At 70.7% G+C, this 15,289-nt stretch carries 15 protein-coding genes; 12 read left to right on the top strand and 3 right to left on the bottom strand.

Translation table 11 applies throughout. The annotated features are described in order from the left end of the window. The first annotated feature begins 113 nt into the window (after nt 1–113). The 3 genes from JNB61_RS15165 to JNB61_RS15155 all read left to right on the top strand — a co-directional run bounded on the left by JNB61_RS15165 (nt 114) and on the right by JNB61_RS15155 (nt 3,075). On the top strand, nt 114–1,217 hold the full coding sequence (locus JNB61_RS15165; protein WP_220340144.1) for a class I SAM-dependent methyltransferase: 1,104 nt from the start codon (nt 114–116) through the stop codon (nt 1,215–1,217). A 141-nt stretch (nt 1,218–1,358) separates the two neighbouring features. Further along, nucleotides 1,359–2,204 (top strand): transposase, encoded by an 846-nt coding sequence (locus tag JNB61_RS15160; RefSeq protein ID WP_220340143.1) that lies wholly within the window; start codon nt 1,359–1,361, stop codon nt 2,202–2,204. A 73-nt stretch (nt 2,205–2,277) separates the two neighbouring features. Further along, nucleotides 2,278–3,075 carry a GTP pyrophosphokinase gene (locus tag JNB61_RS15155; RefSeq protein ID WP_223214875.1) on the top strand — a complete coding sequence of 266 codons (798 nt, stop codon included), beginning with the start codon at nt 2,278–2,280 and terminating at the stop codon, nt 3,073–3,075. A gap of 28 nt (nt 3,076–3,103) precedes the next feature. Here the strand turns inward: JNB61_RS15155 and JNB61_RS15150 are convergent, their stop codons facing one another. Next, the gene (locus JNB61_RS15150) at nt 3,104–3,694 is read right to left on the bottom strand and encodes a TetR/AcrR family transcriptional regulator (protein WP_220292108.1); all 591 of its coding nucleotides are present in this window, start codon (nt 3,692–3,694) and stop codon (nt 3,104–3,106) included. Between the two features lie 65 nt (nt 3,695–3,759). Between JNB61_RS15150 and JNB61_RS15145 the strand changes: the two genes are divergently transcribed. The 4 genes from JNB61_RS15145 to JNB61_RS15130 all read left to right on the top strand — a co-directional run bounded on the left by JNB61_RS15145 (nt 3,760) and on the right by JNB61_RS15130 (nt 7,489). Beyond that, nucleotides 3,760–4,905, top strand: a complete 1,146-nt coding sequence (locus JNB61_RS15145; RefSeq protein ID WP_220292111.1) for a hypothetical protein — start codon at nt 3,760–3,762, stop codon at nt 4,903–4,905. Between the two features lie 22 nt (nt 4,906–4,927). Beyond that, nucleotides 4,928–6,130: a cation:proton antiporter gene (locus JNB61_RS15140; protein ID WP_220292121.1), complete on the top strand. Its 1,203-nt coding sequence runs from the start codon at nt 4,928–4,930 to the stop codon at nt 6,128–6,130. After that, nucleotides 6,127–6,612 (top strand): glutaminase, encoded by a 486-nt coding sequence (locus JNB61_RS15135; protein WP_220340142.1) that lies wholly within the window; start codon nt 6,127–6,129, stop codon nt 6,610–6,612. Before JNB61_RS15140 ends, JNB61_RS15135 begins: the two co-directional genes overlap by 4 nt. Before the next feature lie 76 nt (nt 6,613–6,688). Next, complete coding sequence (locus tag JNB61_RS15130) at nt 6,689–7,489, top strand: tryptophan-rich sensory protein (protein WP_220292125.1); 801 nt, start codon at nt 6,689–6,691, stop codon at nt 7,487–7,489. Here the strand turns inward: JNB61_RS15130 and JNB61_RS20150 are convergent, their stop codons facing one another. Beyond that, entirely contained in the window at nt 7,490–7,690 is a 201-nt protein-coding gene (locus tag JNB61_RS20150) for a hypothetical protein (protein ID WP_223214874.1), read from the bottom strand. It lies immediately after the preceding gene. Between the two features lie 668 nt (nt 7,691–8,358). Between JNB61_RS20150 and JNB61_RS15120 the strand changes: the two genes are divergently transcribed. The 4 genes from JNB61_RS15120 (at nt 8,359) to JNB61_RS20545 (ending at nt 13,834) form a co-directional block, all read left to right on the top strand. Beyond that, complete coding sequence (locus JNB61_RS15120) at nt 8,359–8,976, top strand: RNA polymerase sigma factor (protein WP_220292129.1); 618 nt, start codon at nt 8,359–8,361, stop codon at nt 8,974–8,976. Beyond that, complete coding sequence (locus JNB61_RS15115; protein ID WP_220340141.1) at nt 8,966–9,433, top strand: hypothetical protein; 468 nt, start codon at nt 8,966–8,968, stop codon at nt 9,431–9,433. Before JNB61_RS15120 ends, JNB61_RS15115 begins: the two co-directional genes overlap by 11 nt. 69 nt (nt 9,434–9,502) lie before the next feature. Next, nucleotides 9,503–11,287 carry a S8 family peptidase gene (locus JNB61_RS15110; RefSeq protein WP_220292139.1) on the top strand — a complete coding sequence of 595 codons (1,785 nt, stop codon included), beginning with the start codon at nt 9,503–9,505 and terminating at the stop codon, nt 11,285–11,287. Between the two features lie 57 nt (nt 11,288–11,344). Further along, a complete protein-coding gene (locus JNB61_RS20545) occupies nt 11,345–13,834 on the top strand; it encodes a CHAT domain-containing protein (protein ID WP_220340140.1) in 2,490 nt (829 codons plus the stop codon). A gap of 216 nt (nt 13,835–14,050) precedes the next feature. On the opposite strand, the gene JNB61_RS15100 is transcribed toward JNB61_RS20545, so the two are convergent. Continuing rightward, a complete protein-coding gene (locus tag JNB61_RS15100; protein WP_220292165.1) occupies nt 14,051–14,650 on the bottom strand; it encodes a LysR substrate-binding domain-containing protein in 600 nt (199 codons plus the stop codon). Between the two features lie 206 nt (nt 14,651–14,856). Between JNB61_RS15100 and JNB61_RS15095 the strand changes: the two genes are divergently transcribed. After that, complete coding sequence (locus JNB61_RS15095) at nt 14,857–15,255, top strand: DUF1304 domain-containing protein (RefSeq protein ID WP_220340139.1); 399 nt, start codon at nt 14,857–14,859, stop codon at nt 15,253–15,255. Nucleotides 15,256–15,289: the final 34 nt, after the last annotated feature.

Here is a 15,289-nt window from a genome sequence, read left to right as displayed (position 1 = left end):
AATGGTGCAGACCTGCGCGCCGGATGTGCGCGGTTCTGCCGATGCGCGAGCCCGAGCCGGCTCCGTAGCGTCGTGGCCAGATGTTCGACGGAGCACCCATGAAGGAGAAGACGATGTCCACGACGATCAGCGACACCGGGATCGAGACCGCCGCCGAAGCAGAAGCCACCGCCACGTTCGCCGACCGGATCATGGCGGCCACCCTCGGCTGGTTCGACCTCATGTCCGTGCACCTGGGCTCGCAGCTCGGGTGGTACGCCGAGCTGTCTCGGGCGGACGGCCTCACCGCCGACGAGCTCGCCGTCCGCACGCAGACCGACACCCGTTACGCGCGGGAGTGGCTCGAACAGCAGGCCGCGAGCGGCATCCTGCGCGCTGACGCCGACGAGGATTCCGCGACCCGCCGCTTCCGCCTCGCGTCCGGCGTCGCCGAGGTGCTGCTCGACCGCGGCAGCCAGTCGTATCTCGAACCCCTCGCCCGCATGGCGGCCGCATCGGGAGCCCAGATCGACGCCCTCCTCGGCGCGTACCGCGCCGGCGGCGGCGTCAGCTGGGAGCAGCTGGGCCGGCACGCCCGCGAGGCGCAGGCCGACATGAACCGCCCCTGGTTCGACGAGCTGCCCGCGCTCTTCGCGGGGATCGAGCGGCTCGACGCCGTGCTCCGGGGGCCCGATGCGCGGATCGCCGACCTCGGCTTCGGCGGAGGCTGGTCCTCCATCGCACTGGCGAAGGCGTATCCCGAGCTTCGCGTGGTCGGTCTCGATATCGACGAGGCCTCGGTCGAGGCGGCACGGCTGAACGCCGCCGAGGCAGGGGTCGCCGATCGCGTCGAGTTCCTGCTGTGCGACGCGGCGCTCGTCGCCGAGTACGGCCACTTCGACGCCGTCTTCGCGTTCGAGTGCCTGCACGACATGCCGCATCCCGTCGAGGTGCTGGCCGCCGCCCGCGCCGCGGTGGCCGACGACGGGATGGTCGTCATCATGGACGAGGCGACCGAGGAGCGCTTCGCGGCGAACGCGAGCGAGCTCGAGCGACTGCTCTACGGCTTCAGCCTGTTCGTGTGCCTTCCTGACGGGAGGTCGCACACTCCGAGCGCCGGCACCGGCACCGTGATGCGCCCCTCGACCCTGCGCGCGTACGCGCGTTCGGCGGGGTGGAGCGACATCCGGGTGCTCGTCCCCGAGTTCGGCCTCTGGCGCTTCTACGAGATCGTGTGAGCGGCAGCACCCGTTCCACGTGGTTCGCGATTCAGGATGGATCGACGTCGGGCTCGACCGCAGGCAAGGAAATCCGCCGATCTGCAGGGTGCTCGGCGCAACCATCCTGAGTTACGAACCCGTCTGCGTGAGAATGGGCGCATGTCGCAGGCCGACGTTGACGACGAGCTGGACGCTCTCGCCGCCGAGCTGTACGCCCTCCCGCCGGCGCAGTTCACCGCCGCCCGCAACGCGCGCGCCGGGCTCGCGGCACCCGCGCTCGCGAAGCGGTTGAAAGCCCTGCGCAAGCCCACCGTCTCGGCCTGGGCGGTAAACCTTCTCGCGCGCGACGGCCAGCTGGCCGATGCGGTCGAGCTGTCGGCGGCCCTGCGCGAAGCGCAGGACGACTTCGACGCTGCCGAGCTGTCACGTCTCAGCCGGCAGCGTCGTCAGCTGGTCGCCGCCCTCGCGAAGCAGGCGGTCGGGCTCGCCGAAGAGGCGGGCGGCACCGTGAGCGCGGCGGCGCGCGACGACGTCGCGGCGACGATCAATGCGGCGGTGATGGATGCTGCGGCCGCGGCCGCCGTTCTCACCGCACGGCTCGTCAAGCCGCTGGAGGCCGGCGACATCGATCCGGCGGCGCTCGCCGACGCGGTCGGCGGGTCGCTTCCCGGGGCCGTCGCACCGCCGGCGCGCGACGACCTCGCCGAGCGCCGCGCCCGCAAGGCGGCCGAGAAGGCGGCGCGCGAGGCCGAGCGCCTCGCGAACGAGGCGGAGCGCGAGCTCGCCCGTGTCGACGCACGACGGGCGAAGGCGCAGGAGCGGGTCGACCACGTGCGCGAGCGCATCGACGACCTTCGTCGCGACCTCGCCGCCCTCGAAGCCGATGAGCGGGCGGCCGTGGAGAAGCTCGACACGATCGAGCGCGAGCGGTCCGAGGCGGCGGCGAAGTCCCGCGACGCGGCGCAGGCGGCGGAGCGCGCGCAACGTGCGGTCGACGAGGCTTGACTGCGCGTGAAGCCGGGGCCGCAGCATCCGTTCTCACAGGACTCTCGTAGGACTGCCGCCTAGCGTGAACGGCATGGCGACTCCCGCACCTGTGGTGCCCGCGACGGCGTCCGACGAGGGTGAGATCACGGTCTCGCCGAGCGAGCTGCGAGAGCTCCGCGACGAGCTGCAGCGCTTCATGATGGAGTACCGGTTCGGCCTGCAGGAGGTCGAGACCAAGATCGGGATCCTCCGCGACGAGTTCCTGCTGACGCACGACTACAACCCGATCGAGCATGTCTCGAGCCGCGTCAAGTCGCCCGACAGCCTCGTCGAGAAGGTGCAGCGCAAGGGCATCGACGGAGACTTCGCCTCGATCCGCCGGAACATCACCGACATCGCCGGCATCCGCATCACGTGCAGCTTCACTGCCGACGTGTACCGGCTCTTCGATCTGCTCACCGCCCAGGACGACGTGCGGGTGCTGAACGTCAAGGACTACATCGCGTCGCCCAAGGCCAACGGATACAAGAGCCTCCACGCGATCCTGGAGGTGCCGGTGTTCCTCTCGACGGGGCGCATCGAGGTGCCCGTCGAGGTGCAGTTCCGCACCATCGCCATGGACTTCTGGGCGAGCCTGGAGCACAAGATCTACTACAAGTACGCCACGCAGGTCCCCGACGAGCTGCTGGAGAGCCTCAAGGACGCGGCGGAGACCGCCGCCGAGCTCGACGCCCGCATGGAGCGCCTGCACCGGCAGATCCGCGGGGGGAGTGCCGGTCAGACCGCCCCGGTCGCCGTTCGCGAGATCACCGCGGTTCGCGCTCCGGCCGATTCGGCTCCGGATGCCGCGATCCCGCGCGGCGACGACGCCCAGGTCAGCTCGGTCTGACCGGCGGGCTCGGTCTGATCGGTCCGGGTCAGCTGGCGAGGACGGCGGCGGCGCCCTCGAGGTATTCGTCGACCGCGCGCGGGCCGAACACGGCGGTGTTCGCGATGTAGCCCTGGGCCAGGGCCGCGATCGACCGGGCCGTCTCCGCGGCGAGGGAGGCGGCATCCGTCTCGTCCGACGTGCGTGTGCGCGCCCACGGTCCGATCGCGAGGGCGAGGGAGGCGCGCAGGTGCGCGGCGGTGCGGAGCATCTCGTCGTGCAGGCCGGGCTCGACCATGGCCTCGCCCCAGAACTGGAGGACCAGCGCGGGGGACAGGCCCGCCTCGGCGAACACCGAGAGCATGCCCTGCAGCGCCTGTCGCGGCGTCACGAGCTGGCCGCTCCGGCCGGCGGACTCGAGTGCGTCGATCCGGGGCAGGAGGAACCGCCCCACGACGTACCGGGCGAGCTCGGCCTTGTTCGAGAAGTGCGAGTAGATCGCACCGGTCGACAGCCCCGACTCCGCGACGATGTCGGCGATCGACGTGTCTCGCACTCCGTTGCGTGCCAGGACCCGCAACGCCGCGCGAGCGATCTCGTCGCGGCGGGCTTCCCGGTACTGGTCCGACACCTTGGGCATGGAAAAAGAATAGTGGTTCTGTTATTGTCACAAACAGAATCAGTATTCTTTTTAAGGAGGACGCGATGAACGCTCGTCGTGAACCGGCTGCTCGTGACGACGCCCTGCCGCGCCCGACGCGCTGGAGTTTCGCCGCGTTGTTCGGCCTCGTCGGCGCGCTCCTCGTCGGCATCGTCGTGATGGCGTTCGTCTGGCCGGCGGCGGCGTCGCAGCCGCAGAACCTTCCCGTCGGCATCTCGGGGCCGGCCGAGGCGGTCACCGCCGTCGAGGAGAAGCTCGCCGAGCAGGATCCCGCTCCCTTCGCCCTCAGCGACGTCGAGTCGCGCGACGATGCGGTCGTGCGGATCCAGGAACGCGAGCTGTACGGCGCGATCCTGCTGGGCGACGAGCCCGAGGTGCTCATCGCGACCGCCGCGAGCCCCGCCGCGGCCGCGGCCCTGCGGAACGTGGCCACCCAGCTGCAGCTGCAGATCGACGACGCCGCCCAGGCCGCGCTCACGGAACAGCTCACTGCGATGGTCGGTGCCATGAAGACCGGACAATTGCCGCAGATCCCCGACGCGGCCGCCTCGGGTGGAGCGCCCGAGGTCCCGACCGTGCAGGTCACCGACCTCGTGCCGCTCGCCGAGGGCGACGCGACGGGCGCGGGGCTCGCAGCATCCGTCTTCCCGCTCGTGCTGGGCGGCATGATCGGCGGCATCCTGCTCTCGCTGCTGGTGCAGGGCGTCGTGCGCCGCCTGGTGGGGCTCGCGGTGTTCGGTGTCGCGGCGGGGACGGCCATCACGCTGGTGATGCAGACATGGTTCGGCATCATCCAGGGCGATTGGCTGCTCAACGCGGCGGTGATCGGGCTGGGCGTCACGGCGACCTCGGCACTCATCGTGGGGCTCGCGGCCGTGATGGGCCCGCCCGGAATCGCAGTCGGCGCCGTGATCACGATGCTCATCGCGAACCCGATGGCAGGCGCCGCGGCCCCGCCGCAGTTCCTGCCCGAGCCCTGGGGTACGGTCGGTCAGTGGTTCGTGCCGGGCGCGTCGGCGACGCTGCTGCGGTCGGCCGTGTACTTCCCGGATGCCGCCACCGCCGTCCAGTGGCTGACCCTCGCCGCGTGGCTGGTCGGCGGCGTGATCCTCGCCGTCATCGGGCATCGACGCAACCGCGCCGAGCTCACCCCGCCCGTGGAGCAGCTCGAGGAGGTCCCGGCGGGGTGACCCGGCTGGCTAGTCTGTTCGCGTGGACGGTCTCACACCCGCGACGCTCCTGCTCATCCCGCTGATGGCGGTGCTCGCGCCGCTGCTGGCGCGAGCACTCGGGCACTGGGTGCGGGTGCCGGTGGTGGTGTTCGAGCTGGTGCTCGGCATCCTGATCGGTCCGGCGGTGCTCGGGTGGACGGGCCCGAGCCCTCTCGTCGACACGCTGGCCAACTTCGGCCTCGCGATGCTGTTCTTCGTCGCCGGCACCGAGATCGAGTTCGGGTCCTTCCGAGGGCGGCTCGGCCGCCGCGCGTCGCTCGGCTGGCTGATCAGCCTCGCCGCCGGCATCGCCGCAGGCTGGCTGCTCGCCCCCGGCGAGGCGGCCATCGTGATCGGCGTCGCACTGTGCTCGACGGCTCTCGGCACCCTCCTGCCGATCCTGCGGGACGCCGGCGAGCTGCCGACGCCCTTCGGCAAGGCGGTCGCGGCGATCGGCGCCGTCGGCGAGTTCGGACCCCTCATCGCCATCTCGATCTTCCTCGGCGGGCGTGAACCGGGCCTGTCCACCGTCGTGCTCGTGCTCTTCGCCCTGTTCGCGGGCCTCGCCATCTGGCTCGCCTTCCGTGTGCCGCGCGGTGCGATGCATTCGTTCGTGAACTCGACCCTGCACACGTCCGGGCAGTTCGCGATCCGCGTGGTGTTCGTGATCCTCGCCGCCCTCGTCGCGCTCAGCGTCGTCCTCGACCTCGACATGCTGCTCGGCGCCTTCACCGCCGGCATCATCTGGCGCCTGCTGATGCGGGATGCGTCCGAGCACGACCGTCATGCCGTGGAGAGCAAGATCGAGGGGGTCGCCTTCGGCTTCCTCGTGCCGATCTTCTTCATCTACACCGGCATCACCTTCGACCTGCAGTCGCTGCTCGACGACCCCGTGCTGTTCTGGCTGGTGCCCGTCGTGCTCGTCGCGCTGTTCGTGGTCCGCGGGCTGCCGTCCACCCTCGCGGCGCCCGAGGGATCGTCCCGCCGCGAGCGCCTCTCGATCGCGCTCCTGGGGGCCACCGGGCTGCCCATCATCGTCGCCGTGACCCAGATCGGGGTGGATGAGAAGATCCTCGACACGACGCAGCAGACGGTGCTCGTGGCCGGCGGGATGCTCTCCGTGCTGCTGTTCCCGCTCCTCGGCATGGCGCTGCGCGGCGAACGCCTGAGGGCGAGTCCGTCGCTTCTGGACGACATGGCGTGAGCACCCTCGAGCTCCTCGACGCCGCGCGCGCGCGGCTCGCCGACGCGCCCCGCGAAGCCCTGGGCGAACTGGTCGTGCCCCGGCGCTTCCTGGGCGTCGCGCGCTCCCCGCGCATCGAGCGCCGGGGTGCGGCATGGCACCTGGGCGTGCTGCTGCTCACCGACGACGCCGTCTTCGCCACCGGCGACATCCTCCGCGCCCGCCAGGAGGCGCGCCGCGGCTACACGGCCGAGTCGCAGCGGCACCGCGCAGAACTCGCCGCCGCCGCACGTCGCGGCGGCTTCGCGGAGGGCGAGACCGTGCACATCGGATGGCGGATGCTGCAGCCCGGCGCGGTCGACAGGGGCAAGGCATCCGCCCCGCTCTTCTCGGCCGACGGCGTGCCCAGCGTGAGATGGAGTGCCGCCGGAGGACTCATGCCGCTCGAGGCGTACCTCTCGGAGCGGGTCGCCCTGCTGCTCGAGCCGCCCCGCGGCGCATGAGGCAGGCCGGTACCGGCCGCGGGACCCGATGTCAAGAGCCGGTGCCCAGGGGTGCCGCCCGCCCTAGCGTGTGAGCATGACCGGCAAGGACCTCGCCCGGCAGATCGTCGTCATCAGCGCGTTCTGCTTCATGATCGTGGCGGCGATGGTCGGCACGGGGCTGTTCGGCGGCACCCCCGTGCAGGACCTGCAGGACGGCGCGCTCGACCAGGACGGCTCGTACCTCGCGCCGGCGCGGCCGGCGTTCTCGATCTGGACGGTGATCTACGTCGGCCTGTTCGCCTACACGGTGTGGCAGGCGCTGCCGCGCCAGCGCAGCAGCGAGCGGCAGCGGGTGCTCGGCTACCTCATCGCGGGCACGATGGCGCTCAACGGGCTGTGGCTCGTGACGGCCCAGTTCGGGTCGCTCGCCCTCACCGTGCTCGCGATCATCGTGCTGCTGGCGCTCCTGGGTGTCACGTTCAGCCGGACGGTCCTCGACCCCGCCGAGGGCTGGGCCGACCGGCTGCTCGTCGACGGCGTCACCGGACTCCACCTCGGCTGGGTGACCCTCGCAACCGTGGCGAACATCGCGGCCTGGCTGACGTCGATCGGCCCACCCGAGTGGGAGGCGTCTGCGGACCTGTGGGGCGTCGTGGTTCTGATCGTCGTCGGTGTCATCGGACTCGCCATCGAGGCCCTGAGCCGCTGGCGCATCGCGCCCGCGCTCGCCCTCGCCTGGGGGCTCGTCTGGCTCGCGGTCGGCCGCCTCGCGGGCGAGCCCCACAGCACCGCGATCGGGGTGACGGCGATCGTGGTCGCCGCCGTGATCCTCGGTACCGCGGCGATCGGCACCGCGGCACGCGAGGTCATCGCCCTCCGCAACGCGGAAGCGTGATCAGGCGGCCGCGAAACGGTCCGCGAACGCGCGCAGCAGACGCATGGGTTCCGTGACGGATGCCGCGAGCACGCGTCCGGCGATCGCCTCGTAGTCCGCCGAATCGAAGTAGCCGTCGTCGCGATACACCGCCATGCGCTCGGTGAACGCCTTCGTGGTCGGCTCGGGGTGGAACTGGGTCGCATACAGCCGGTCGCCCACGCGGTACGCCTGGACGGGGCATCCGTCGTTGCGGGCGAGAAGGATCGCCCCGGGGGGGCAGGCTCTCGGTGCCCTCCTTGTGGGCGGTGAGGGCGGTGAAGCGGTGGGCGAGTCGGCCGAACAGCGGGTCTGCCGACGCCTGCTGCGTCAGCTGCACCGCCACGGGACCGGTGTCCTCGGGGAAGGCGCGACTCACCGTACCGCCGAGCGTGCGCGTGGCGATCCCGATGCCGTAGCAGGTGAAGATGGCGGCAGGCCCGTCCCCCGATGCGGTGTGCTCGGCGATGCGCGCGAGATCGGCTTCGAGGCGTCGCTGGGCGTCTGTCTTGGTCGACTCGGGGTCGGTCACGTTGAACGGACTGCCGCCCACGAGGAACCCGGCGTATCGCTCGAAGGCGTCGTCGGGGAGGGGCTCGCGCACGAGGTCGTGGTGATCGAGGCGGCTCTGGTCGAGGTGCATCGCGGTGCGGAACGACTCGTATTCGGCGGCGGCCGCACCCAGCTGCGGGCGCACGCAGACATAGAGCAGCGGCGCGGTCGTCATGCACGCAGTCTAGGTCTCCGCCCGGTCGAGCTGAGAAACGCCGGAATCCGCGGATATCGAGGAGATATCCGTGTATCAAACCCGCACTATCGCGCTCGGGCATGGTGTGGACAGAATGGGCGCTATGACGCAGGCGGGCGCCGAACCCTCCGTCGACTCCGTGGAGCCGGCGCGATGGGAGCGCGCCGCCGCACTCTTCGTGCGGTGGCGTGAAGGAGACAGCCGTGCGATGGACGAACTCGTCCGCCTGATGACGCCGCCGCTGTGGCACGTCGTGAGGGCGTACGGGCTCGATCATTCGCTGGCGCAGGACGTCGTGCAGACGACCTGGCTGACGCTCGTACGCCGTCACGAGACCATCAACGACCCCCTCGCGGTGTCGGGGTGGCTCACGATGTGCGCACGCCGCGAGGCGTGGCGGGTCGGCAAACAGCATCGGCGTGCCGATGCGACCGAGGCCGAGTCGCTCGAACCGCACCTTCCGGTCCACGAATCCGCCGAGCAGACCGCCGCGCAGGACGACGAGAACCGTCGCCTCTGGACAGCGGTCGCGACGCTCAACGACCGATGCCAGCGCCTGCTGCGGATCGTCGCGTTCGAGGACCGCCCCGACTATGCCCGCATCGCCGAAGATCTCGCGATGCCCATCGGGTCGATCGGACCGACCCGCCAGCGCTGCCTCGCCAAGCTTCGCGCCGCCCTCGAGGGCGGCGGATGGAGAGGTGACGACGATGGACACTGAGGACTTCGCGGCCGACGCCGTGCTCTTCGCACGAATGCGGCGCATGTGGGAGGACGTGGATCCGGTGCCGGCCGACCTGGTCGACCGGATGGTCGCCGCGGTCGCCGTCGAGGATCTGTCGCGCGAGTACGCCCTCCTGACGCTTGTCGAGGGGACGTTCGCCGCCGTGCGCGGCGAGACCGACACCGCGACACTGCAGTTCAGCGACGGCACGACCAGCGTGCTGCTGCACGTCACCGCCACGGAGGAAGGCGGGCGCCGTGTGGACGGATGGGTGGATGCCGCAGCCCTCGCCATCCGATTGATCCAGGGCGACCGCGAGTGGTCGGCCGAACCGGGCGAGCACGGACGCTTCGCCTTCGACGAGGTCACGCCCGGGGTGGCGCGGCTTCGCCTGGTGGTGCGCGACGCCGACGGCTCGTTGCGCGACTTCCAGACCCCGCAGTTCGAAGTCTGACAACCAGTTCGAGAAACGGATGCCGCGGCCTGGGGGCCGCGGCACCCATGTGTGTGAGGAGAAGAGGATATGGCAAGCGCAAGCGGATCGTGGCGGGATCGGGTCAAAGCCGGAGCGCCACGCGGAGTGGTCCTCGACCCGGAGCGCAACGTGGTACCGGGCTACGAGGCGTTCCCGACCGCGTACGCTCCGGGTCATCTGCTGATCTTCGGCGACAGGACCGACTCGGAGAGCGCACTGCTCGCAGCGGCGCAGGAACTCGGCTGGGACCTGGAGGTCGACAGCATCCGTCCCGAGGACTCGGGGCAGGAGGAGATGTGGAAGGCGACGATCATCCAGCTGCCGAGTCCGACGCGCGACGATGAGCCGGTGCCCCCCGTCGACGCCTGGCGCCTGCTGCAGCACGCTCGGCGGCTCGAGATCGAGCAGGCGGAGATCGCCGAGCGGTCAGCGGGAACGGCCAGCGCGCGGACGCTCGACGACGCGGACGAGGAAGGTCGCATCCGGGCGGAAGTGCGCCGGAAGGTGGCCATCGAAGCGGCGAACCAACGCGAGGAGTTCGCCTCTCGGCGCGCGCCGGTCCGATCTCGCGGCGCCGTGGGACGCGCCGTGGCCGCGACGCGCCTGCGCAACGTCAGCCTGGATCATGTTCTGACCGTCGATCCGATCGGACTGAATCCGCACAGCATCACGAACCCGCACAGCATCACGAACCCGCACTCGATCACCAACCCGCACTCGATCACCAACCCTTCCGGCACCGACGGCTACGCGTATCCCGGCAACGGCGGCCTCGAGATCGTGTCGTTCATCGGAGCCGAGCCGGTGCGCTCGAAGGATCCGGCCGAGGGCAGGAGGCCGGTGGTCGCCGTCGTAGACACCGGATGTGGCGTGCATCCCTGGCTTCCGCCGTACGGAAAGGTGGAAGTGGGGAACGTCGTAGTGATGAAGGAGAACACCACTCAGATCGTCTACCGCGGGGTCTTGCCAGGGGGACAGACCATCGGTCTCCAAGACCCCCTGACGGATCCCGAGGTGAACGGCGACCAATCCGGGCCGCTCGACGGATATCTTGACGCCGCCTCAGGACACGGGACGTTCGTCTGCGGCATCGTCCGCCAGGTGGCTCCCGAGGCCGACATCATCGCGATCCGGGTGGCCGACAGCAACGGAACGGCGCTCGAGAACGAGCTGATCATCGCGCTGGAGGAGTTGGCGGCATGGGTCGAGGCAGACTCGGAAGAGCACCCGCACAAGCTCGACGTCGTGAACCTCTCGCTGGGCTACTACCACGAGACCCCGGAGGACGGGCAGTACAGCGACCGGTTGTACAAGGCGCTCGTTCGACTGCGCGCGCGGGGCTGTGCGATCGTCTGCTCGGCGGGCAACGACGCGACTGAGAGGCCGGCCTTTCCCGCCGCCCTTCGGGAGGGCGGAGACGCTGACCTTGGACTCGACGATGCCGAGGGCCTCGCGCGGCACCTCGCCGTGGGCGCCTTGAATCCGCAGGGCACCTCCGCCGCGCTGTTCAGCAACGTCGGACCGTGGGTCACGCATTTCGCGCCCGGGACCTCGATCGTCAGCACCTTCCCGAGGTTCCAGGGCGGCGTGCAGGCAGGCTCGCGTGCCGACAGCGACGACCGTTTCCGAGAGAGCTTGGACCCCGACGATCACTCCGGCGGCTTCGCCATCTGGAGCGGAACCTCGTTCGCCGCGCCGTATGTCTCGGGCATCATCGCCCAGGCATTGACTGAGGGGCTGATGAATCCGGGCGCCGTGGCCCAATCAACGGACGCAGTGATCGAGCGGGCGCTGCGGAAGGTCGTCGACGCGGACCGCTCGAAGAAGAAGTAGCACGCGGGGCCCGCCTGCCGCTCGCCACCGAGTGTCGGGCGGGTCCATCATTGCTCTGTGGGGGAGACCGGAGACCAGCTGTACCAACGAGGGCGTCATCTGGCGACGCGCGGCAGCTACCTCGAGGCCAGGCGCGCGCTCGCGTCGGCAGCCGACGCGGCGGACGCCGACGGCGACACCGAGCTCAGCGCACGCATCGCCGGCACCGCCGCTTACGTCCTGGCGCGGCTGGGCGATGCCGACGCCGGCGAGCGCATCTGCCTCGAGGCCATCGAGCGGCCTGGACTCTCGGCCGGGGCCGTCGCTCAGCTGCAAGGGCAACTAGGCATGCTCGCTACCGAGCGCGGCCGGATCGAGGAAGCGATCGGGTGGTTCGGCAAGAGCATCCACGGTCTGTCGGACGAGCCCGTGCGCCAGGCCAACACGCGCGTGAACCGCAGTGTCGCTCTGATGCAGACGGGCAGGCTCGACGCTGCGATCCGGGATCTCGAGGCGGCGGAAGAGGTCTACCGGACCGCGGGCCTCGAGCAGGAGGCGAACCTCGCGGTGCACAACCGCGGTTACGCGCTCATGCTCGCCGGCGACCTTGTCGCCGCGCTGCGGACGATGCAGTCGGTGCGCGAACCCCTCGACAGCGAATCGCAGCTCTGGGCCGCGATCAACGAGCTGGATCGTGCCGAGGTGCTGCGCGACGCCGGGCTGGCCACGGAAGCCGAACGGAGCCTCGTCGCGGTAGCGGCCTTGCTCGGGCGTCATCACGCACCGAGTGAACGAGCGGCCGCGGAGTATCAGCTGGCACGTTCCCTCCTCAATCACGACCCCGGAGGCGCGGCCCGTGTCGCCGGGAACGCCGCCCGGCGATTCCGTCGTGTGGGGAGCCCGGGCGGGGCGGCGCGGGCGGAGGCGGTGCGCCTGCGCGCGCGGTTGTCGACCAGGAACCACCACCGCTCCGGCGATCCACTCGCTCCCCCGAAACGACTGCCTTCGAAGGAAGCCGTGGACGGCGTCGCGAGGCGACTCGCGGATCTGGGCTTCTCCGCAGACGCGGAGGTGCTCGTGCTCACCGATGCCCTGGCGCGGGTGCGACGCGGCGGAGCCGCGCCCGCACCGGGGTTCCGGATCTCCAAGAGCACCCGGCTCGAATCCGCGCTGCTGGTCCAGGAACTGCGTGCGGCAGACGCGGTGCGGCGGCGCCGCGATGGTGAGGCACGCCGTCATGCTCAGCGGGGACTCGATCTGCTCGACGCATCGTTCTCCGACGGCGCGAGCCTCGATCTGCACGGCTCCGTGATGATGCGAGGCCTCGGACTGCTCACCACGGGCCTCGGGGCCGCTCTGCGATCCGGCCGGCCCCAGACAGTGTTCGACTGGTCGGAGCGTGCCCGGCTCCAAAGCGAGCGCGTGGTACCCGTGCGCCCCTCGCCCGATGCCGTTCTCGCGGCCGATCTGGCGGAACTCCGGGTCCTGCGCATGAACAGCCCCGACGGAGAATGGCTGGCCGATCCCCGAGCACGCGCGCTGCAGGACCGCGCCCGGGAGCATCAGTGGTCGGGAACCGGAGTCGCCGGCGTGCAGCGACGAGCGACACTCGCAGAGGTCCATGGCGGCATCAAGCCGGGAGAGGTTCTCGCGAACTTCGTCTTCGACGGTGAGCGGCTCGCGGTCCTGGTCGTCGACGGCGACGACGCGCAGATCACCGAGCTCGATTGGACGGCGTGCCGCCGAGTGATGCGCGGCCTTCGCGCGGACCTTGACGTGCATGCCACCGTCTCCACGGGGCCGATGGCCGACATCGTGGGAGCATCGCTCGCAGATCGGTTGTCCGCTCTGTCCGCAGGCCTCCTTCAGCCGTGGTTCGCCGGCACCGGTGCCGCCCGCGTCGTCCTCACAATCCCTGGTGTGCTGGCGGGAGTGCCATGGGCAATGCTGCCGGCGTTTCGAGGCGTCGCCATCTCGGTGGCAGGCTCCGCGAGCGGTTGGCTCCGCCGGCGTGAGCAGCCGTATAGAAGCCCCGCACGCGCCGGGTTCGCCGTGGGACCGCGGGTGCCGCGCGGCGACGAAGAGGTACAGCTGGCGGCACGTTCGTGGCGCGATCCCGCGGTACTCAGAGGCGGTGCAGCCGATGTGCGCGCCGTCACGGGTCTCGCAGGCGACGTCGATGTGCTGCACGTGGCCGCGCACGGCAGGCACGCACTCGACAACCCCATGTTCTCGGGGTTCGAGCTGGCGGACGGGACGCTCTTCGGCTACGACATCGACCTGATCCCCGAGGTTCCCGACACCGTCGTCCTCTCGGCGTGCGAGGTCGGGCGATCCTCGGTGCGCTGGGGGGAGGAAGCCATCGGCATGACGCGCGTGTGGCTGCACGCCGGCACCCGTGCGGTCGTGGCCGCGCCGGTGATCGTCGCCGACGACGCGGCGTGCGAGCTTCTGGGGGCGATGCACGAGGGACTCGCCGCGGGGGTCGCGCCGTCGGAAGCGCTGGCTGAGGCAACCGTTCGCACCGGCATCGTGGCCCCGTTCCAGGTGCACGGCGCCGGGTTCTGAGATTTCTCGCATTCCCGTGTATCAGGACGGATGCCGCGTGCTCCTGGTCAGCGGAACGGCTTGCGCTTCGCCGACGGGGGTCGGGCAGCGCTGACAGAAGACCCGCTTGGGGAACGCAGAATCGATCGCAGGTCTTCGCCGCCGATCCTTGAGGGGTGCCGCACACGACTGGGGGGCGGCGCCCCTCGCCCTTGCGCTCTTCGCGGAGCGCAGTCCTCAGCCGCGCGACGAGTTCGCGGTGCGGCCGCGCACGATCCCGACGAACGTCTCCACCGCGGGGGTGGTGCGCGCAGCGTCCCACGCGAGCGCGACCGTCGAGAGCGGGCCGCCGCGGAGCGCGCGGTACTCGACGTCCTTGCGGTGATGCAGCCGCGCCACCGACATCGGCACGACCACGATTCCCACACCCGCCGCGACGGTGGCGATCGCCTGGCCTGTGTCGGCCGGTGCATCGAACTGCGGCGCCACCGTGCCGGGAAGACGGATGCCGAGCACGTCGTCCTGCGGCACGATCAGCACCTCGCCCACGAGGTCGGCGGCGTCCAGCTCGTCGTCGGCCGCGGTCAGGTGCGAGTCCCTCGCGCAGACCACCACCGGCACTTCGTCGTAGAGCGGGATGACGTGGAGGCCGTCCTTGTCGATCGGCAGCCGCACGATCGCCGCGTCGACCTCGTCGTCACGCAGGGCCCGGCGCTGATCGGCCGCAGCCAGCGGCACGAGTTCGAGGCTGGTCTGCGGCATCCGTTCGTTCCAGATGTCGATCCACTTGCCGGGGGTCGCGCCCGGGATCGCACCGAGCCTGAACGCCGCGGGCATGGCGGGCTCGACGGGAGGGGTCGGGGACGGCCCGGGCGAGGGCTGAGGCCGACGCTGCTTCGCCGGCTGGGCCTTGCCGGGCTTCGCCTTCGGGGACCCGGATGCTGCGCCCGGACGCCTGCCCGATGCGCCGCGTCCTCGTCCGCCCGTGCGCGACCCGCCTTTCGCCATGCTGTTCAGCGTAGCCGGGGCGATATGGTTCGCTCATGGTGACGATCCTCGCAACGGTCTTCGCAGCGCTGGCGGCGCTGCTGCACGTGTACATCTTCGTGATGGAGAGCGTGCAGTGGACGCAGCCGAAGATCTGGAAGCGCTTCGGCGTGGCCGACCAGGCCGCGGCTGACACGACGAAGCCGATGGCGTACAACCAGGGTTTCTACAACCTGTTCCTCGCCGTCGGCGTCGTGATCGGGCTCGTGCTGATCTACGCCGGCGCGGACGGCTCGCCGGTGGCTGCCGCGGGGCTCGCACTGGTGCTGTTCAGTCTCGGTTCGATGGTCGCCGCCGCACTCGTGCTGCTGACGACCGGGCTGCGGTACCTGCGGCCGGCGCTCATCCAGGGCACGCTGCCGCTCATCGGGTTCGTGCTCTTCCTGTTCGCCTGAGCCCGGCTTCCGCCGCCCGGGCCCGGCGTTGAGC

Origin of the sequence: Microbacterium ureisolvens (genome assembly GCF_019511645.1) — a bacterium.
Lineage (GTDB): Bacteria > Actinomycetota > Actinomycetes > Actinomycetales > Microbacteriaceae > Microbacterium > Microbacterium ureisolvens_A.
Note: the sequence above shows the minus strand (reverse complement) of the source record. Positions and strands in the feature narration are given on the sequence as shown.